The sequence below is a fragment of the Paracrocinitomix mangrovi genome (assembly GCF_019740355.2).
Lineage (GTDB): Bacteria > Bacteroidota > Bacteroidia > Flavobacteriales_D > Crocinitomicaceae > Paracrocinitomix > Paracrocinitomix mangrovi.
Genome location: NZ_CP091819.1, coordinates 3,012,120 through 3,032,273, shown reverse-complemented (window position 1 = coordinate 3,032,273; position 20,154 = coordinate 3,012,120). Strand labels below are relative to the sequence as shown.

Here is a 20,154-nt window from a genome sequence, read left to right as displayed (position 1 = left end):
TAGGCCAAAGTCGGTACTACATAATCTAACTCGGTTTAGGGAATAGAAAAAAAAGCTGAATTTTAGTAAATCAAAGTAATAGAACCATGTTTAAAGGTATCCGAACCGTCTTCATTTTTGACATGGACTTTCCAAAAATATACTCCCTCCGGAACCAAATCTCCATCATTGGAAATCCCTTTCCAAGGTTGAGTTGAATCATCAGACGAATAAACTGTTCTTCCCCAACGATTCAGAATGACTATTCCTACAATTTTATCACAAGGACTGGTGAAATAAATTTCATCATTGCTGCCATCATTGTTTGGCGTAATCACATTGGCTGAGGTTAAAATGCAAGGGTCTGAAGGACCTGAATCTACTATAACTACAGTAGTATCAGTTGGAGGTGGTTCTTCTTCAGGTGGAGGATATCCAAAACAGGCATCAGAAATTTTAAGTGTAAATATGGCTTTGTCATCTGCTCCATCAGCTGTAATAGCATCATTTTGCATATCCATATTATTGGTATACCAACCTGTGACATAAACATTACATGAAGTATCTACATCAATTCCTAATCCTCTGTCAAAGCCGGGACCTCCTCCTGCAACTACCCACCGCCATGCACCAGTTGTATCTATAGCTGCAACAAAAACATCTACGCTATCACCATCCGAATCAACAATCAAAGAATCAAAATTGGCTTCAGCACTGAATTGACCTGACACAAAAATATTACCGTCACCATTGGCAATTATTCCAATTCCCTTGTCTGAGCCTTTTTTAGAACCGGCCATATTTGCCCATTTCCATTCACCATCCTTACTGATTTTGGCCACAAAAATGTCTCTTCCTTTAGGACCTCCATTATTATCTAATGTTGTAGCTGTTCCCCATGAACAAACATCTCTAAATTCTCCAGTTACATACATGTATCCATCAAATCCATAACAGATATCATTTCCACGATCAGATTTTACTGAGCCTGCCTGAGTTACCCATTGAAAATTACCGTTACTATCATATTTTACTACGTAAATGTCCTGATTACCATAAGATGTAATGGTTTGTGTTCCAAACTGAGAATCATCTACAAAACTTCCTGTTACATAAACATTCTCATCATCATCCAAAGCAATAGCATTGTCTCTGTGCGCATAGATTCCGTCAAAAACTTCCACCCATTGCCATACTCCATCATTTGATAATTTGGCTATAAAAGCAACCGAATCTTGTGCAGCAACCGGAACTGTTATTGCATCAAAGGTGGCCAAATGATCTGTAGGATCATTATTAGATAAAAATCCTGTTACATAAATATTACCATTACTATCGCAAACTAAATCTTGGCCATGATCATCATTATAAGGATACGAAGGTTCATTTACCCCTGCGTTTTTCATCCAGATTTCATTTCCGTCAGAATCCATCTTCACAACAAAAATTTGATCAGTATAAGATGAAGTGTTGTAAACATTTAAACTTCCCCAGACTAATCCTCCCCAACAAGTTCCTGTTACATAAACGTTTCCAAAGGGATCTACATCCAAGCCTAACCCTCTATCATCATAATAATTAAGGCCATGTTTTACCCACAAATAATTACCATTTGGATCTAGTTTAGCTACATAAGCTTCTTTTGAATGAGGATAAGAAAAGCCGGTATTATATGGTCCAAAATTGGCTTCTTCATTGTAATATCCGGTTTCATAGATATACCCATCCTGATCAACAACAATTTCGCAACCTTTATCAGATTTTATACCACCAGCAGAAACAAGCCACTCAACAGTTTGGCCATAAGTGCTAGTAGCAAACACTAAAAATAAAATAAACGAAACCCTCATATTGTATTGTCAGCAATATTAAGACGAGGTTAATTCTATATTAGTTGTATGTTATGAGGGATATTTATTCCAAATTATTCTGTTTGAAATAGTTCACTAATAATTCTGCTTTTTTTCTGCCGATTATTTTCTCTATTTCATCCAGGGTTGACTCTTTAACACGTTTCACAGATTTAAATTCCTGAATCAACATTTCAGCTGTCCTATCTCCAATTCCTTCAATATTAGTCAACTCTGTTCCCAGAGCTGCTTTGCTTCTTTTGTTTCTGTGATGCGTAATTCCAAATCTGTGCGCCTCATTTCGCAGATGCTGAATAATTTTTAGTGTTTCAGATCGCTTATCTATGTAGATAGGAATTGAATCTCCCGGAAAGTAGATTTCTTCCAGCTTTTTGGCAATACCTATTACGGTAATTTCACCTTTGAGTCCTAATTTCTCGAAACTCTTCATGGCCGAACTCAATTGTCCCTTACCTCCATCTATCACCACTAATTGAGGAATTGGTTGGTCTTCTCTGATCAATCTGCTGTAACGCCTATAAACCACTTCTTCCATTGATGCAAAGTCATCCGGACCCGTAACTGTTTTGATATTAAAGTGGCGATAGTCTTTTTTGGATGGTTTTCCATTTTTAAATACCACACAGGCAGCAACAGCATTAGTTCCTTGAAAATTGGAGTTATCAAAACACTCAATATGCGTTGGCCACTCTTTCATTTTCAAGTCTTTTTGCATAGTTTCCATGATGCGTTCTACATGCCTGTCAGGATTTACTAGTTTTTCCTGTTTATGTTTTTCTAGCATATAAAACTTGGCATTTCGCTTTGAAAGATCGAGTAATGATTTTTTATCCCCTCTTTGCGGAACTGTAATATTTAAATGATCCACTTCATCTGAAATATCCACCTCTGTAATCACCTCTTTTCCTTCATTACCAAATCGCTCACGCATTTCAATTAATACCAAAGGCAAAATCTCTTCAGGTGACTCATCCAATTTCTTTTTCACTTCAACCGTGTGGCCATGAATGATAGCTCCATTGTTCAATTTTAAATAGTTGACAAAAGCATATTTATCATCTTCAACCAAGGTAATTACGTCGACATTGTGGATGGTAGGACTTACCACTGCCGATTTTGCATAATAACCTTCTAATAGTCGCAACTTTTCTTTTACTTCCTGGGCTTCTTCATAGCGCATTTCTGCAGCCAAATCCTTCATCCAGTTTTTGAGTGCTTTAATAACTGATGTGACATTCCCTTTTAGGATATTCTTGATATCAGTTAGATAAGCGTCATAATCTTCTTCTGTTTGATGACCAACACAAGGACCTTTGCAATTTCCAATATGATACTCCAGACAAACTTTGTAGTTCTTTTTGGCAATTGCCTCAGGTGATAAATTTAGGTTGCAGGTGCGCAAGGGATAAACTTCTCTTATTAGGTCTAATAATGTATACAACATTTTAACACTTGCATATGGACCATAGTATGTTGACCCATCCTTGATAACCCTTCTGGTTTTAAAAACTCTGGGGAAATGCTCATTTTTTACAACTATCCAAGGATAGGTTTTGTCATCTTTAAGTTGGATATTATACTTAGGTTGATACTTTTTAATAAGGTTATTCTCCAACAACAGGGCATCAACCTCTGTGTCAACTACTATATATTTTATCTCATGGATTCGCTTTACCAAGATCTGCGTTTTACCACTATCATGATTTTTGGTAAAGTATGATGCAACCCTCTTTTTTAAATTTTTTGCCTTTCCAACATAGATAATCTTCCCTGATTTATCAAAATATTGATAAACACCAGGCTTGTTAGGAAGGGTTTTAATTTTATCTTTTAAAGGATCATGCATCTTCACAAATTTAACTAATAATGCAATCCAATCGATTGGCAAGATTATTGAGTGAAATACCTATATTTCAACAATCCACGAAAATTAACTGCTATGAAAACCCTGGCAATACTGTTGTTATTCTTTATAGGAATTGGCACTTATGCCCAAAAAAAAGTCACTTTTACTGAAGAGTTTAAAAACAACGATAATAATTGGAAACTCAACAACAATTCAGTAGAATCTGCTAAAATCACCAATGGAGTATTAACCGTAAAAAACAATTCAAATACAGGTATATTTTGGACAATAGAAGTACCGGTTGACCCTCATCAAGATTACAGTATTGAAATTTCAATTTCACAAACAGATGGCAAAAAAACTTCGGCAGGATTTGGACTAGTATTTGGGAAAAACAAAGACAGTGAATATCACAAGTTCAAACTTAGTTCAAGCAAACACTGGGGCTTATACAGTTTCAAAAGAGGAAAAGAAAAAGTGATCAAAGATTGGGTTCCATCAATGAAAATAAATGGAATGAAAAAAGCCAACATTCTTAAAGTTGATAAAAGGGGAGAAGACGTTATTTTTTACATTAATGGTGAAGGAGTTTACGCGACAAAATCCTTTGTATTTACGGGTAATGAGGTAGGTGTATTCATAGATGACTTGTTGACTGTGGAAGTTGAATACTTGCGTATTACGTATCAAAAAAGACTACTGCGTTTGGCAGAAGATGCACGAAAAGATCTTGAAAAAGAAAATCTTGGCGAAAATGTCAATTCTAAATACCATGAATCAACTCCAATAATATCGGCAAACGGCAAAAAGATTTATTATTCTGTTCAGGGTGACCCCACAAATCATGGTTCCAATGATTACGATATTTGGGAATCTACCAATATAAATGGTGTATGGCAAGCCAGAAAAAGCATTGAGGGTCCACTAAATAATGGCGGATCAAATTATCCAATTTCCATTACACCTGATGAAAATACAATGATGGTTTCTACAGTTTACAGAAGTAACGGCAGCTATTTAAAGGAAGGCGTTTCTATTTCACAAAAAGTAAATGGCAAATGGGGTGTTCCTGTTGAACAGAAAATTGAAGATTATGTAAATCTGGCGGCTTATAATAACTTTTGTTTGACTCCTGACGGTAAAAAAATGATTCTTTCAATTGAAACTTATGACAGTTATGGTGATCAAGATCTTTACGTGAGTTTTAAAACAGGAGAAAACACCTGGTCAAAACCTGTTAATTTGGGTAGTCAAATAAATACACATGGTACAGATTTTTCCCCATTTATTGCAGCTGATGGTAAAACACTTTACTTCAGCTCAAAAGGTCATGCGGGGTTCGGAAATGCGGATATATACGTTTCAAAAAGGCTAGACGACACATGGACAAACTGGTCACCACCATTGAATTTGGGTAAAAATATCAACTCACCCAACTGGGATGGTTATTTTACTATTTCTGCTCAAGGCGATTATGCCTATCTTATCTCCTATGACAATTCCCTGGGAAAAGGTGATATTTTTAGGGTACAGGTAGGAGAGTCAATTAAACCGGAACCGGTTATTATGGTTTACGGACAAGTGTTAGATGCAAAGACAAACTTGCCCATAAATGCAGAAATTGAATATGAAATTTTAGCTACTGGAGAACAGGCCGGAGAAGCTGATGCTACAGGAGATGATGGATATAAAATAGTGCTTCCAAAAGGAGAGTTTTATGGTTTTCAAGCCAAAGCAGAAGGATACGTTCCTATTTCAGAGCATTTTGATGCTAAAGAACTAAGCGAATATGCTGAAAAGAAGGTAACCTTGTATATGGTTCCACTTGAATCCGGTCAAAAAATTAGATTAAATAATACATTTTTTGATACCGGTAAATCAGATTTACGAGATGAATCAATAAGTGAGTTAACTAGAATAGCATTGATCATGAAAAAAAATCCTGAATTGACTTTTGAAATTTCCGGACATACTGATAATGTAGGAAGCGACGCAACCAACAAAACCTTATCAGAAAGTAGAGCTCAGGCAGTTTTTAATTATTTGATTGAAAGAGGAATCAAAAAAGAAAGATTGACATTTATTGGATATGGTGAAACCAAACCTGTTGACTCAAATGACACCGAAGACGGTAGACAAAACAACAGAAGAGTAGAAATTAAAATCCTTTAAGCCAGCACATTTACCGTTTGTCAATTTTACTAAGACGTTTTTCTCATTTTGTCATACTTTCGAGCCAAATCCTCGAACTATGATTAAAAATATACTCTTGTTAACGGCTTTTATTTCAAGCCTGAGCTTTGCTCAAAATTTCGAAAAATGTGGTACTCATCAATTGATTCAACATCAAGAATCTTTGACTCCCGGTTACTTGCAATCTGTTAACGAAACTTTTTCTCGTGCTAAGGATTTGCAAGGAGGAGATAGAACTACAGTTTACACAATCCCTGTAGTTGTGCACATTGTATATAACACACCTCAGCAAAACTTGCATGACAGTATCATCTTTAATCAAATTGACAGATTAAATGAAGATTTCAGAAGATTGAATGCAGATACTATCAACTTACGCGATACTTTCATGACCCTTGTGGGCGACAGTTTTATTGAGTTTGAATTGGCTTCAACAGATCCTGATGGTAATTCAACAACAGGAATTACAAGAACCAGTACAAGTCAGGCTTCATTCTTTGGAGTAGGCGGTTTCCCGGCAGAAGGAGTAAAAAGCACAGCTAATGGTGGAATTGATCCTTGGAATCAAGCAGATTATTTGAACATTTGGGTTTGTGACATGTCAATTTTTGGAACTCCGGCAGTATTAGGTTATGCAACTCCTCCAAACAATCTGTCTCACTGGCCTCCGGGTTCTGCAGATAACATGAGTGATGGTGTTGTAATTCAATACCAAGCTTTTGGAGGTAATAATCCAAATACAATTGATATGGGTAATGGACCAATGGATATAAAAGGTAGAACTTCTGTTCATGAAATTGGACACTACCTTGGGCTAAGACACATTTGGGCAGATGGTGGATGTACTGAGGAAGACGGTATTGATGATACGCCAAATGCCGCAGATCAATCAAACTTTGATTGTAACATTGCCAATAACACTTGTACAGATAATATTGGAACCTTAGGAGATTTGCCAGATATGGTTGAGAATTATATGGATTATTCAGCAGAAACTTGCCAAAACTCATTTACACAAGGACAGGTAGATATGATGAGAAGCATTTTGGAAAATTACAGGTTTGAATTGATCAATGGCACCCCTTATGTTGGTCAAACTGAAAATAGTATGCCTACAGTAAATATTTACCCTAACCCAACAAACTCAAATTTTGTAATTGATGGAATTTCTTCAAGTACTGATGAAATTGTAATATTTAATGAGGCCGGACAAATTATACATGAGATTAAACAACCTACCGGAAAAATAAATGTAGATGGTTTATTATCTGGCACTTACATTGTCCGAATTTTAAGTTCAGAAGGTGTTATCAATAAAAAATTGATCGTATTATAAAATCGGAATTAACAATATTTCACTCAAAATGCCGTGTTTTTATGCACGGCATTTTTATTTTAGTAGCGTAATACACAGTACGTAACAACACCTTTTGAAAGTATACATATCAATATTGGTACTTACACTGGTTGGTTCATTTAACCCTGTTTGGAGTCAATCTAACTCTTTCATCAATTTCAATGTAAATGATGGACTGCCCAGTTCTGAAGTATATGATGTTAAAGAAGATAATTGTGGTTATCTGTGGTTCATTACAGATAATGGAGTAAGCAGATATGATGGCTACAAATTTGAAAATTTCAACACTGAAGATGGGTTATGTGATAATGTGATTTTAAAGGCCTCACAAAATGATAATGGAACCATTTTCTTTTACGGTCAAAATAACACCATTACCGAATTAAATTGTGAGGATGTTAGTTTTATACCGTACAAATACAATCACATTCTTCAAACTTTTCACCCTCTTATTCCAAATGCATTTAGGTTTAGAAACAATGGAAATCTAATTGTTGTCTTCCTGAGTAAATATTATTATCTAGAAATAACAAAGAATGGAGAAATAATCAATTCTCCAAAAAGTATTGACTACCAGAAAAAAGGACAAACCACTCTTTTTGATGAGTATGAAAATTTTGTATTTCTTTCAACTCCTGGTGAATACGATCATCTACGCTCAACCACTCCCTTCACAATTGAAAAATATACTCATAAATTTGACGGGCTTAAATTAAATGATAGCACATCTGTATTCAATGAAAAACATGGTTCCATTCATTTATCAATAAATGGAAAACAACAATATTTTCCCTATTTCAATGATGTAAGAAGAATAGGTAGATATGATAAAAATTTATTTTGGTTTAGCTCAGAAAGCAATGGTTTTTTTGTTGCGGACGCAAAGGGTAAAATCCATTTGAATTATTTACAAAAAGAACTTGTTTCAGGATATTTAAAGGATCAGGAAGGAAATGAATGGTTCACCTGTATAAATCATGGTGTCTATGTAAAAGCTGCACATCAGGCAAATATTATTTCGCAAGATGCTAATGTGAATTATGTAGACAACATTGATACAAACAAATTTGGTGATAAAATTATTGTATTTAGAGATGGTAATGTTGCCACCTTAAAATCCAATCACCTGGAAACCACCTATACCTCTAATAATAATATCCCTAGTAATATTGGATACTCAAAAAGATACAACAGTTGTATTGTAATAATTGGTGACAGATTTATTCAAATGGATAATGAAATTGAAATAAAATGGGAACCAACGAGCGGCCAGTTTTTATATGAAACTTCAGATTCAGCATTATTAATTGGAGGTTATTCTGGCGTTTTTTGTAATCAAGAAAATAACAATTGGAAAAGAACAAGTTGTCCAACAAAAACCTATGGGATTGTAGAATATAAAGATAAAATGTATGCTGCCTGTTATAGTGGTCTTTATTGCGCTAAGTTATCTGATAAATCCAATTTCAAAAAATGTGATTTATACGAGGAAAGAATTTCCAGTTTATGTGAGGCCGAAGAATATTTAATAATTGGTACACACAACAACGGAATATTAATAACAGATGGCGAAAAAGTTTTATTTAATATTCCAAGATCAATGCTTAAAGGTGCACTTATCAGAAATATAACTTATGATATTAAATTAAAAAACCTTTGGATTGGCACAAGTTTAGGTTTATTTGTTTTAAAGGTAGATGAGGATAAACACCATAAATCGAGTCTTTATGATATTTCAAATCAAGTACCATGTAAAGAGATAACTAAAATCTTAATCCATAGAGATACAGCATGGATAGGAACAAAGAAAGGTCTTCATTATTTGCCTTCCAAGGTTGATTTTCAATTGTCAAATAACCATTTTAGAAAACACTTGGCGTTTAAGAAATTCACAGTGAATGATAAATCAAGAGATCCGGAGGATTTTAAAAATTTGTCTCATCATGAAAATCGAATTACTATCAACTACAATGCGATCATTAAAAATCCATTGAAAAAGCCATTTTATCGCTACAAATTAGAACCAGCTGAAATAGCCTGGAATTATACAGAGAACACCTCTGCTTCCTATGCCAATTTAAATTATGGTGATTATCTTTTCAGGCTCCAACTTAAGGAAACTCATTATGGCTGGGGTAGAGAAGAAATTATTCTTCCAATTATTATTCACCCTCCTTTTTGGCGAACATGGTGGTTTAGAGTATCAGTTATTCTTGGAATATCTTTGCTGATTTACCTCTTCTTTAGATTTAGAATTCTCTTGTACAACAGAGACTTGGTTAGAGAAATGCTTCGTCACCTATTGAAACGAATCAAAAGAGAAGAACATTACCTCATGGTAAAAGTAGCCGGAACAGATGTCAAGATTAGAACTTCTGATATCATGTATGTAAAAAGTGATGGTAATTACATTGAAATACATACCGAACAAGGCAAACACCTGGTTCGAGAAAAAATTGGAAATTTCTTGTCATTGGTTCCTGATCCAATCGAATTTCTTAGAGTGAGAAGATCTTTTATCGTTCGAATTGATAAAGTGACACAAAAGGGAAAGAAATATCTTGTAATAGACAATCAAAAAATCCAGGTTGGGGAAACTTATCTTGAAGAGTACAATAAAATTGTTTTATAATTTTTTCTCCCTCTTTAAAATTCACATTTGGGTTCGTCACATAAAAGTGGGGTTTCGTCACAAAAACAATAATAATGCGTGCTCAGGTGGGTTTATTTTTTGAATTTTGGTTCGAAGATTAAACGAGACTATGACCTCTACTACGAAGGGTTTAGTGTTAAACTATTTACTTAGAACTCAAGCGAATTTTCAATAATCCAAAACTGAAATGCCCCTTTACGGGGCTTTTTTTATTTCTCAATCACAAATTTCTCAATTGGTCTTCTCACCTTCGCTCTTTTTGCCCCTGGATCATCCTCAGCTGGAAATCCAATTGGCAAAACCAATACTGAAGCTAAATTTTGTGATTTCAAATCCAATATCTCATCATACTCGTCCGGAATAAAACCTTCCATTGGACAAGCACCTATTCCCATAATCGCACAAGTTGTAATAAGATTCCCTAAAGCAATGTAAACCTGCTTATCCATCCAACTTACCTGATCTTCTTTTCTCTTTGTAAGCAATTTGGCCATCCCATTTTTAAATCCACTAAGAGAATCGGCTTCAACTTTACGTGTATCTGCAATATTCTGAACATAATCTTCAATGTGATCCAAATCAAAATCCCTTTCACGACATAATACAAGTAAATGAGATGCATCCGCCACTTGTCTTTGACCAAATGAACAATCTACCAACTTTTCACGAGTGTCTTTATCATTTACTAAAACTACTTTCATTAACTGTAAACCATAGGATGTAGCGGTTAATCTAGTCGCTTCTAAAACGTTTTCTAGTTGTTTTTCAGTTAATTTTTTTGTCGGATCAAATTTCTTTACAGCATATCTGCTTTTTAAAGAATCAATAATTTGCTTATCCATTTTGTCAAATTTTATACAAATATAGAACGGAATAAGCGTCAAAACCTTACTAAAATCAATAATCTGACAAGAATTTAGCAAAAAGTAAAGTTTATGTCGCTACTATAATTTATTCGGCTATATTTGTTCTCCTTTAAAAATGTGAACATATGGCAGATTTAGTAAGATATTCAGATAAAGATCTTGCAGAGTTCAGAGAAATTATTGAAGCCAAATTACAAGAGGCCAAAGAAGATCTGAGATTGTTAAAAGGTCAATTAGATCACAGTGACGATCATGGAACTGATGATACAGGTAGATCATTCAACATGATGGAAGATGGTTCTGAGACAATGTCTAGAGAAGAGATGGCTCAATTGGCAGCTCGCCAGGAAAAGTTCATTCAGAATTTACAAAACGCTTTGATCAGAATTGAGAATAAAACCTACGGGATTTGTAGAGTTACTGGAAAATTGATCAAAAAAGAGCGCTTAAAGCTAGTGCCTCACGCTACATTGAGCATTGAAGCTAAAAATGCGCAAGGGTAAAATATCCATAGGCTGGAAAGTTGTTATTTTGATTGGACTGATCTTAATTATAGATCAGATTGTGAAAGTATGGATTAAAACTTCATTTGAACCATACGAAACAAGTACAATAGTTGACGGATTTTTCCAACTTCATTTTATAGAAAATAGAGGGATGGCATTTGGAACAACTTTTGGTTCCGGCGCATTGCCAAAATATGCCCTTTCCATTTTCAGGATGATTGCGATCATTGGTATTGCTTATTACATCATCAAATTAATAAAAGAAAAAAATACACATACAGGTTTAATTCTTTCTGTAGGACTCATATTCGCTGGAGCAACGGGAAATTTAATAGACGGTATGTTGTATGACTACATTTGGGATGTAGATTGCAACATCTACTGGAATCAAGCAAAAGACACTAATGGAGAGCCCTTATTTGATCAAAACGGATTTGTATGCAGACCAACCGGATTTTTACAAGGTAGTGTAGTTGACATGTTTCAATTTACCCTTAAATGGCCTGAAGCAATGCCGTTTGGTTTAGGGGGAAAAGAAATATTTGGCGCCATTTGGAACATTGCAGATGCAGCCATTTCAATAGGTGTAATTCTGATTATTATCAATTACAGAAGATTTTTCAGACGACCAGAATCAGAAGAGGAAGATGAAAATAAATCTGAAGAAGAAACTACTACGCCTGACGCATCAGATCCTCAAGTAGCTCAATAACTGCCTCTTCAGTAGAAGATTTTGGCATATAAACTTCGGCGCCTAAATTCAGATTATCAAAGTGGTTTTTAGACGTTGTTCCTAAAACAATAAACCTCACATTTTCAATCGGATTGGCTTTAATATATCCATCTATATTAGAAGGAGAAGTTAAAATGGCGTAATCCACTTTAGGCATCTCAGTAGCTTCTGTACTTGTGTTGTAAATCACCAATTCAATACACTTATTTTTTTGATTGACCTGAATTATACTTTTTCTAGAAAGTTGACTTACCGGAAACAACACAACTTCATTGGGGTCAATAAAATTGAAGAAGTCTTCTCCTATTTTTTCAGGTGTTTTTCTATTGTCTCCAACAAAATCAGCTTCAATTCCCCTTGATGTTAATCGGTTCATTGTACCACCACCATAAGCAGCAATTTTTTTGGCTAAAATTGGATGATGATCAAAGTAAATATCCACACCATTTGGTGATGAAAAGAAAATCCAGTCAGATTGTGGAATGTCAATATTGGTAACGGCATCAATCCTGATAAAGGGCGCTTCAATTAAAGCATGGTTATGTTCCGTAGCCCATTCTCTTAAAACAGAATCAGTACTTAAGTTTCTAGATACCAGTATTTTTTTAGGAAATCCCATCTTTTAAATCATCAACTATCAATTCAACCAATCCTTCAATTTCTTCAGATTGATACGAATTGACTTCCGCAACTCCATTTTTATCTTTACAATAGGCTGTATAAACTACCCAATCACCATGTTCTTTATAACAATGAACACCCAATGGTAATTGACAACCACCTTCCATTCCTCTCAATATACCTCTTTCTATATTAATAACAGCTCCAACTTCCACATTATTTAATGCTGCAACTGCTTCTTTTACAGCTGAATCAGTATCTCTCACCTGAAGTCCAAGCACTCCTTGTGCAGGAGCAGGAATAAAAAGTGTAGGATCCATTTCAATTACATGCAAGTCACTCAAATCTAATTCAAGTCTTTGTACACCAGCAGCTGCCAAAACAATAGCATCATAATCTCCATTTCTCAGTTTATTAATGCGAGTTGGCACATTACCTCTCAAATCTTTTAGCTGTACATCAGATCTCAATCTTCTTAATTGAGTTTGTCTTCGCGCAGATGAAGTTCCAACAATTGGATCATCTTTTAGATCAAGGGTTTTAATTTCATCTACAGCCTCTTTTCTTACCAATAAGACATCCACCGGATTTGCTCTTGCAGACACAGCTGCTATCACCAAACCTTCAGGAGGAGTAGTTTCTAAATCTTTATGAGAATGCACTGCTAAATCAATTTCATTATCAATTAAAGCTGCCTCAATTTCTTTAGTGAAAAAACCCTTTCCTTCAATTTTGTCAAAACTCAAATCTTGAATTTTATCTCCTTTGGTTTCAATGATGATAATTTCAACCTCATGCCCTAAAGCAGTTAATTCATCTTTTACAAAGTTTGCTTGCCACAAGGCTAAATCGCTTCCCCTTGATCCGATTCTGATATTCATGCAGTATTTTTTTCTGAAAACATTTCTTTTGCGGCAATCATAGGAACTGATACATATTTCTTTTCCATGTAATTCAGAATCTTTTCTAATACCTCTCTTGAATGTTCATCCAATTGTTCTAAATCCTTACTAAAAACTTCATTCATTGCAGTAGATCTAATCTCTTTAACACGTTCAGGAATTGATCTCATTTTGATTTCAATTTGACGTAATTTAAAAAGCTCTTTGAACTCTTCTACCGCTTCATATATAATTTGTCTAACCTTGATCAATTCACGTTTTCTCAAAGCCAAGTTACTATCTGAAATAGATTTTAAAAACTCTATTGATATATAGTCTACGTCGTTTTGCTCAATAACATCTGAATCAATATCAGCCGGAACAGCCAGGTCAATTACAATTTTCTTGCTTTTATCTCCTGCTAATAATTTAGAATATAGTTCAGTTGTAATAACAGGCTCAGTAGATGCTGTGCAAGTCACTAACAAATCAAACCCTTCACTATAGTTATGAAGATCTTCAAGCGTTTTAGCCTCACCTTTCAACATTTCTGCCAATAGCTTTGCATTACCCAAAGATCTATTGAATACTGTAAAATTAGCATAGCCATGATCAATTAAAAACCGACCCATATTGGTATTTGTTACACCAGCTCCTACAATCAGTACCCTTGTATTAATATCTAAGCCTTTTTGTAATAATTGTTGATAGGCCAATGATACTACGGATACCGGCTTAGTAGCAATATCTGTTTGGGTATATACCCTTTTTGCAGTTTCAATAACTTGTTTCATGACAAGTCTAATAGTATCTCCAGATATATCACTTTTTCTGGCAAACTCAAATGAATCCTTTAATTGCGTGATGATTTCTCTTTCACCAATTACCATTGAATCAAGTGAACAAGCTACTTCTATCAAATGATTCACTGCATTAATACCATTCCAGTGTTTATGGGCTTCCAAAAGTTTTGAGATATGATTTTGATCCCAATCTTCATTGAATTCATTTAAGAAATGTGTGATAAAGGAAGCATCTACGTCTTGCTGAGTCACAAAAACAAATTCAACCCTGTTACAAGTTGAAACATACATCATCTCCTCTATATTCATTTGTGATTTAAGGTGGTTCATGATATCAATTATCTGTTCACCTTCAATATGAAATTTCCCAATCTCCTCAACACCAATATTATGATGCGTAAATGCTATTATATTAAACTTTAACACCTCTTTGAAATATCCTTAAACGGTACTGTATTCTTTAACTAGAGCAAAATTCACGATTCTAATTTCGGCTTTTGTCATGGAAATGTCACAAATCCGGTAAAGTGATTAAAGTCATTTTTCACTTTAGCACTTAAATAAATAAACAGGTCTATTTAATCGACAATAACCCCATTAATATCATTTCTAACCAAAATATTGGTTTAGCAACACTATCTTGATAGGGATAAAGAAAAGTAGAACCCAAATTTTATATATGTCTAATAAAGCTTCATCACACCTTTTTGACCTCATTCATAATTTGAATAAAAGTGAAAAAAGATATTTCAAAGTATTTTCCAGTAGACACACAATTGGTGAGGAAAATGGCTACATCAAATTATTTGATTTCATTGACAAGATGGAAGAGTATGATGAAGACATCATCTTTAAACACTTTAAGGGAAAAGCTTTATTGAACAAATTCTCAATCACCAAGGCCAGGCTTTACAATAACATTCTAAAAAGTTTGGATACTTTTCATTCATCAGCCTCTGTTGATGCTCAAATTTTCAGATCAATTCACAGTGCTGAAATATTATATAATAAAGGACTTTATAAGCAAGCTGAGAAAATTCTCATTTCTGCTGAAAAACAAGCAAAAAAGTACGAAAATTTGAATTTATTGCTCGAAATAAAGCAAAAACAGAAGAAATTGATAGAAAATGAGCTTTACACAGATGTCAATGCAAAGGAGATTTCAAAGATGTTCAAAGAGGAAGACAAAATTGTATCTGAAGTGGACATTTATAATAAGCTCTGGAACGTAAAAAGCTTGCTTTTTCAAGAGATTAACAGAAATGGAAAAGTTAGGGATGAAAAAGAAACGTTAAAACTTAAAGACCTGGTCAATCAAATTGAGCGTATTGATGTTTCAAAAGCAGCTACCAAGAGCAAATATCTTTTTCACCATATACAATCTGCTTACTATTTCACAGTAAATGATTTGAGTTTATCTCATTATCATCTTCAGGCAATTATTGACCTATTAGAGAAAGACGGAGTTTTATTACAATCACAACCAAATATTTATTTCTCTGCCCTGACCAATTTTATTTATATCTCAACAAGATTAAAAAAATATGAAATAGCTCAATTAAACTTAGAAAAGCTTAAAAAATTGGATAATCCAGGAAAATCTATTGATTTGGACATCAAATATTTTTCGAGCACTTTCAGTTTAGAACTTTCCCTTTTACGAGAAAAAGGTGATTTTAAAACAGCCATTCAACTCATTCCGCAAATTGAAGAAGGATATAGATTATACGGGGATCATATCAATAGTTTAAGAAAAGCCTATATCGATTTTCAAATAGCCGTAGTTTATCTTGCAATAGGAGATCATTCTAATGCCTTAAAATGGTTGAATGACATCTTAAATGAAGGCAAAATTGACCAGAAGCAAGATATTTATTGTTTCGCTCAACTGATTAACTTGATTGTTCATTTTGAACTTAACAATACACGTTTTTTACCTTACGCTTTAAATTCAACTAAGCGTTATCTAAAAAACAGAAATCGCATTTATAAATTCGAAGAGTTGTTCCTTAAACTTATCAGTCAGATTACCAAAGCAACCAACTATTTTGATCTACAAGAAAAACTGGCTGAAATTGAAGGTGAATTGGCTCAATTGAAAAAAGATCCAAAAGAACAAATTGTATTTGAGTATTTTGATTTCCACACCTGGGTGAAAAGTAAACTTAAAAAGAAGTCGTATTTAGAATTGAAACAAGAAGAACTAAACGCAGCTTAGTGGAATTATCTAAGTAGTATTACATGTCCTTGTTTCTCTACCGGAATATCTTCATACTTGAATGAAGTGTATTTCATCTTCCAAATATAAACTCCGCTTGGAACCAATGTGCCGTTGTACGAACCATCCCAACTAGCATCAATACCTTTTTCATAATGGATTTGCTCTCCCCAACGATTATAAATCCATAATTCATAAACCTTTTCATCAAACAGTACAGGTTTAAATATGTTATTGATTGAATTCCCGTCCGGTGTAAATGCATTTGGAACCATTACATCCAGAATAGGAATAATCTTAATTTGACCATAAACTTTATCTGTACAACCATACTCATTTTTAACAATTTGCCATGGCAGATAAACACCAGGTTCTAAATAACTATGATAAACACTGTCCTGATCAGTGTAATTTCCATCCGCAAAATAAAACCAAGATTCAACAACTTCTGAAGTATCAGATTCATCTGTAAAAAAGAACTCATTGTCATATTCTAATTGCTCATACGGAGTAACTGAAAACTGCGCAGTTGGCCTTGGAAAAACTTCAATAGCATTAGGCATGTTAATGCTTAAAGTATCTATACAACCAGTTGTTGTCCAGATGGTGAGTGACACATCATACAAACCAACTTGATCATAAACATGTGAAGGACTTGTAACGTTGGATGTAGTTCCATCTCCAAAATCCCACAAAGAATAAATGGTTGTACTAGCCGTAGATAAGTTTGTAAATTGAGCAGTATAAGGAACGCATTTCAATTCATCCGGAATAGATAAATTTATTTGTGGCGGTTGAGATACTAAAACATTATCTGTGTAAGATGCCTCGCACTGATCATAATAAACGGTAAATGTAACAGGCTTGGTTCCATGTGTTGCATAAACTATATCAGTTGGATTCAGATCAGTTGATGTACCTGGTGTTGCATCCGACCCAAAATTCCAATTAAATGTGGATCCAGCAGCCGGGAAAGTTCCCTGTCCGGCAAAGTCAAAACTATTATCCAAAACGCACTGAGTTGCAGGAGGTTCAAAAAACGCACTTATTTGATTGTTTACTGTAAAATCCCCAACGGCAGTATCTGAACAAGGCCAGCCCGGGTTAACAATCAATGTAACAGTATAAGTTCCATCTGCCGGATAAGTATACGAAGGTTCAAAACTTGTACTCACGTCAGTAGTGATTCCTGCTACGCCAAAATCCCATTGATAATTAGTGCCCCCAAAACTGTTGTTTTCAAAATCAACCGTTAATCCCTGACAATAAGATTCAAAAGTTACCAAATTTTCTTGCGCCACCATATTAGCGGCCAACTCAATTTCACAGTTCATTACCCTAAATAAAAAATCTCGTGTACTGGTTCCGATTAAAACTCCGTTTCTATACTCTGAAACACAAACACCAACGGCATACAAACCAGGCGCTCCCGGAGCGGCAATCATGAATCCCGTTACAGGATCAAGAGTAATATTTCCAACAGTAAAAGGACTTGTAGCACTAATTCCGGCTTCCCATGTTACAGGAGTATAAGGAGGGGCCGTTGAAGGATTTGGGGCAGGATCGAAATCTGAACCTCCATGATAAGGTGTACATAAACTATATGCTAAACTGTCTCCATCAGGATCAGTAGCTGCATGATCAAATTCCAATGCATCATTGGCACATAACAACAAAGGAGGGAAATTATTAAACCTTGGACTGCTATTAGAAGCAACCGTACTTTGAGCTGGAATATCTACTGTTAATGTTAAACCTGTTGAAGATGGATTAACCAAATTAGTCACATTTGGACCTCTACAGCATCTTTGATAACTCAACGTCCAACCAGTAGATGAAGCAGGTAAATTCACCACTTTAGTGTAGACAGCCTCTTCAACGCAAATATCTGTAGGTATTGTAACACAAGGGTTTGAAAACTGCACCGGCAGTTGCGTACTTCCAGGGAATGGAATTGTAAATTGATCAATTTGAGCGCCGTTTCCATTAAAAACAGTTATAGGCAAATTTTGATCAAACTGAGCACCATCCGATAAACAATCTCTGTAAAGCTTGACCGTAACTTGATATTGAGTACCTCCTAAGTGATCATAAAATATTTCACCTCCCACAATATGAGAAGCAAAACCACTCAGTGTCAAGCAGCTTAGAATGACAGTTAGTACCAATTGTCGCATCAACTTCAAAGTTAATTATTTCAGGCCATCAATTTGTAAAATACTGATGAACAGTATTATCTATTGATTGTATAGCAAATAACGGGCCTAACTGCTAAAAAGTTGTCAGAAAAAGAAACCAAGTCCAAAAGAAAATCTCAATTCATCCAGATAAACCGGGTAGGTATTGGACTTGTGCTGACCAAAAATGTATCTTGTTTCAAAAAACAAAAAGAATAGCTTTTCTCCATAATAAGAAAATCCTCCAACAGCTGATCCCACAGGGCTAGTAGCGATTTTTGCTTCCAATTCTCCTGTAGTTTCATTCAATGTTTGATATTCTGAAGATCTTGCTATTGCAATTCCCGGCTGAAATCCTACGTAAGGTTGAAATTGTGTATCTGTAAAATGATAAAAAGCACCAGCATAAATTTGATGATTCATATCAAATCTCGGCCTTTGTCCATATGAATTCAGAAAATAAAAAGCATCTCCTCTTAGATGAATTTTATTCTTTAAAAATCCCAAATACCCGTGCAGCTGAATAGTTTGTGTTTTTTCAGTCAATAATCCAGGAGCAAAAGAGAGTGCAGAAGTAATTTTCCAGTCTCTTTCCTGTGCATTTGCATTGGTAGATAAACCAATAACAGCCGCAATCAATATTACCTTTAATCTTACCATAAGTCTGCAATTCTATAGTTTAAACTAGCTGTCACCAAAACATGTCCTTCTAATGCAGCACCAACTGAGTGTCCGCCTCCTGTTTCAACATAATATCCTGAACCTGTTTCGTGAATTTCATAATCCAAATGATTACCCAAATGCAACATATACTGTGCTTGTAGCGAAATATTGAATCTGTCATTTAAGAAAAAATGAGAACCTAAACCTGCTTGAATAGCCGAACTCCAGCGCGAAACAACATCTCCACTGCGATCTTGATAAGGCGTGCTCAATGGAGTCACTTTACCGTAATCAAAACAATGTCCTGCAACTGCGTAAGGTGTAAACCATCCAAACTGCTTTGGATAAAACATCACAGACCATCCAATATGCGCATTGTTTCTTGTACCGGCTCCATTTAAATCAATGGTAATCCAATCTGCGAACCACTCAGTATTCATAAAATCAAAAAACTGCCACCTCATTTGACCACCAACTCCTAATCCCGGAATTTGATCATGTCCAAAAAGACTGGTAGTGGTTCTCATACCTACTGAGAACTGTCCCTTATCCAAATACTTAAGCTCAGACTTTTCCTTTTCTTGAGCAAGGGTTTGCATGTTCACAAAAGAAAACAATGCTAAGGTTAACAAAAGCTTATTCATACTAGCTAAAACTTTGAGAAGCTAAATTTATTGCCTGAAATTACGAAAATATATTATAAAGCTTTTATAGTCATTATCAATTCCTTGCAAGTCTGGAAATAAGGAAATAAATGCTTAGATTTAGAACAAACTAAATCAAACAA

Annotated in this window: 15 protein-coding genes; 6 read left to right on the top strand and 9 right to left on the bottom strand. The window is 34.8% G+C overall.

Annotated features, from left to right (window positions below; all coding sequences use genetic code 11):
• Positions 1–62: 62 nt before the first annotated feature.
• Together K6119_RS13780 and uvrC are read right to left on the bottom strand one after the other, a co-directional pair.
• On the bottom strand, positions 63–1,802 hold the full coding sequence (locus tag K6119_RS13780) for a T9SS type B sorting domain-containing protein (protein WP_221832614.1): 1,740 nt from the start codon (positions 1,800–1,802) through the stop codon (positions 63–65).
• A 91-nt stretch (positions 1,803–1,893) separates the two neighbouring features.
• On the bottom strand, positions 1,894–3,696 hold the full coding sequence (uvrC, locus tag K6119_RS13775) for an excinuclease ABC subunit UvrC (RefSeq protein WP_221832613.1): 1,803 nt from the start codon (positions 3,694–3,696) through the stop codon (positions 1,894–1,896).
• Between the two features lie 93 nt (positions 3,697–3,789).
• Here uvrC and K6119_RS13770 point away from each other — a divergent pair, with 93 nt between their 5' ends.
• The 3 genes from K6119_RS13770 (at position 3,790) to K6119_RS13760 (ending at position 9,878) form a co-directional block, all read left to right on the top strand.
• Positions 3,790–5,868, top strand: a complete 2,079-nt coding sequence (locus tag K6119_RS13770; RefSeq protein WP_221832612.1) for an OmpA family protein — start codon at positions 3,790–3,792, stop codon at positions 5,866–5,868.
• A gap of 79 nt (positions 5,869–5,947) precedes the next feature.
• Positions 5,948–7,225 (top strand): M43 family zinc metalloprotease, encoded by a 1,278-nt coding sequence (locus K6119_RS13765; protein ID WP_221832610.1) that lies wholly within the window; start codon positions 5,948–5,950, stop codon positions 7,223–7,225.
• Between the two features lie 94 nt (positions 7,226–7,319).
• The gene (locus K6119_RS13760) at positions 7,320–9,878 is read left to right on the top strand and encodes a LytTR family transcriptional regulator DNA-binding domain-containing protein (RefSeq protein WP_221832608.1); all 2,559 of its coding nucleotides are present in this window, start codon (positions 7,320–7,322) and stop codon (positions 9,876–9,878) included.
• 230 nt (positions 9,879–10,108) lie between these two features.
• Here K6119_RS13760 and K6119_RS13755 read toward each other — a convergent pair whose 3' ends face one another.
• Positions 10,109–10,741 (bottom strand): NAD(P)H-dependent oxidoreductase, encoded by a 633-nt coding sequence (locus K6119_RS13755; protein WP_221832606.1) that lies wholly within the window; start codon positions 10,739–10,741, stop codon positions 10,109–10,111.
• A 149-nt stretch (positions 10,742–10,890) separates the two neighbouring features.
• On the opposite strand from K6119_RS13755, the gene K6119_RS13750 reads away from it, so the two are divergent.
• Both K6119_RS13750 and K6119_RS13745 read left to right on the top strand, forming a co-directional pair.
• Entirely contained in the window at positions 10,891–11,268 is a 378-nt protein-coding gene (locus K6119_RS13750; protein ID WP_221832604.1) for a TraR/DksA family transcriptional regulator, read from the top strand.
• A complete protein-coding gene (locus K6119_RS13745) occupies positions 11,255–11,983 on the top strand; it encodes a signal peptidase II (RefSeq protein WP_221832603.1) in 729 nt (242 codons plus the stop codon). Before K6119_RS13750 ends, K6119_RS13745 begins: the two co-directional genes overlap by 14 nt.
• Here the strand turns inward: K6119_RS13745 and K6119_RS13740 are convergent.
• The 3 genes from K6119_RS13740 to hemA are packed head-to-tail and all read right to left on the bottom strand — an operon-like array spanning position 11,946 to position 14,735.
• Positions 11,946–12,623 carry a uroporphyrinogen-III synthase gene (locus tag K6119_RS13740; protein WP_221832601.1) on the bottom strand — a complete coding sequence of 226 codons (678 nt, stop codon included), beginning with the start codon at positions 12,621–12,623 and terminating at the stop codon, positions 11,946–11,948. The two genes, K6119_RS13745 and K6119_RS13740, sit on opposite strands and share 38 nt — an antisense overlap.
• Positions 12,610–13,506, bottom strand: a complete 897-nt coding sequence (gene hemC, locus K6119_RS13735) for a hydroxymethylbilane synthase (RefSeq protein ID WP_221832599.1) — start codon at positions 13,504–13,506, stop codon at positions 12,610–12,612. The genes K6119_RS13740 and hemC overlap by 14 nt, the downstream gene beginning before the upstream one ends.
• Entirely contained in the window at positions 13,503–14,735 is a 1,233-nt protein-coding gene (gene hemA / locus K6119_RS13730; protein WP_221832597.1) for a glutamyl-tRNA reductase, read from the bottom strand. The genes hemC and hemA overlap by 4 nt, the downstream gene beginning before the upstream one ends.
• A gap of 253 nt (positions 14,736–14,988) precedes the next feature.
• Between hemA and K6119_RS13725 the strand changes: the two genes are divergently transcribed.
• The gene (locus K6119_RS13725; protein WP_221832594.1) at positions 14,989–16,527 is read left to right on the top strand and encodes a hypothetical protein; all 1,539 of its coding nucleotides are present in this window, start codon (positions 14,989–14,991) and stop codon (positions 16,525–16,527) included.
• A 5-nt stretch (positions 16,528–16,532) separates the two neighbouring features.
• On the opposite strand, the gene K6119_RS13720 is transcribed toward K6119_RS13725, so the two are convergent.
• The 3 genes from K6119_RS13720 to K6119_RS13710 all read right to left on the bottom strand — a co-directional run bounded on the left by K6119_RS13720 (position 16,533) and on the right by K6119_RS13710 (position 20,011).
• Entirely contained in the window at positions 16,533–18,704 is a 2,172-nt protein-coding gene (locus K6119_RS13720) for a PKD domain-containing protein (RefSeq protein ID WP_221832592.1), read from the bottom strand.
• A 105-nt stretch (positions 18,705–18,809) separates the two neighbouring features.
• Positions 18,810–19,364, bottom strand: coding sequence for a hypothetical protein (locus tag K6119_RS13715; protein WP_221832590.1), 555 nt, complete (start codon positions 19,362–19,364; stop codon positions 18,810–18,812).
• Entirely contained in the window at positions 19,358–20,011 is a 654-nt protein-coding gene (locus K6119_RS13710; protein WP_221832588.1) for a hypothetical protein, read from the bottom strand. Before K6119_RS13710 ends, K6119_RS13715 begins: the two co-directional genes overlap by 7 nt.
• Positions 20,012–20,154 lie beyond the last annotated feature (143 nt).

Excerpts from the sequence above, each read along its gene's own strand:
- K6119_RS13715 (WP_221832590.1), bottom strand. The coding sequence starts at position 19,364 with ATGGTAAGATTAAAGGTAATATTGATTGCGGCTGTTATTGGTTTATCT.
- K6119_RS13740 (WP_221832601.1), bottom strand. The coding sequence starts at position 12,623 with ATGGGATTTCCTAAAAAAATACTGGTATCTAGAAACTTAAGTACTGAT.
- K6119_RS13770 (WP_221832612.1), top strand. The coding sequence starts at position 3,790 with ATGAAAACCCTGGCAATACTGTTGTTATTCTTTATAGGAATTGGCACT.
- K6119_RS13745 (WP_221832603.1), top strand. The coding sequence starts at position 11,255 with ATGCGCAAGGGTAAAATATCCATAGGCTGGAAAGTTGTTATTTTGATT.
- K6119_RS13720 (WP_221832592.1), bottom strand. The coding sequence starts at position 18,704 with ATGCGACAATTGGTACTAACTGTCATTCTAAGCTGCTTGACACTGAGT.
- K6119_RS13755 (WP_221832606.1), bottom strand. The coding sequence starts at position 10,741 with ATGGATAAGCAAATTATTGATTCTTTAAAAAGCAGATATGCTGTAAAG.
- uvrC (WP_221832613.1), bottom strand. The coding sequence starts at position 3,696 with ATGCATGATCCTTTAAAAGATAAAATTAAAACCCTTCCTAACAAGCCT.
- K6119_RS13725 (WP_221832594.1), top strand. The coding sequence starts at position 14,989 with ATGTCTAATAAAGCTTCATCACACCTTTTTGACCTCATTCATAATTTG.
- K6119_RS13750 (WP_221832604.1), top strand. The coding sequence starts at position 10,891 with ATGGCAGATTTAGTAAGATATTCAGATAAAGATCTTGCAGAGTTCAGA.
- K6119_RS13765 (WP_221832610.1), top strand. The coding sequence starts at position 5,948 with ATGATTAAAAATATACTCTTGTTAACGGCTTTTATTTCAAGCCTGAGC.
- K6119_RS13710 (WP_221832588.1), bottom strand. The coding sequence starts at position 20,011 with ATGAATAAGCTTTTGTTAACCTTAGCATTGTTTTCTTTTGTGAACATG.
- hemC (WP_221832599.1), bottom strand. The coding sequence starts at position 13,506 with ATGAATATCAGAATCGGATCAAGGGGAAGCGATTTAGCCTTGTGGCAA.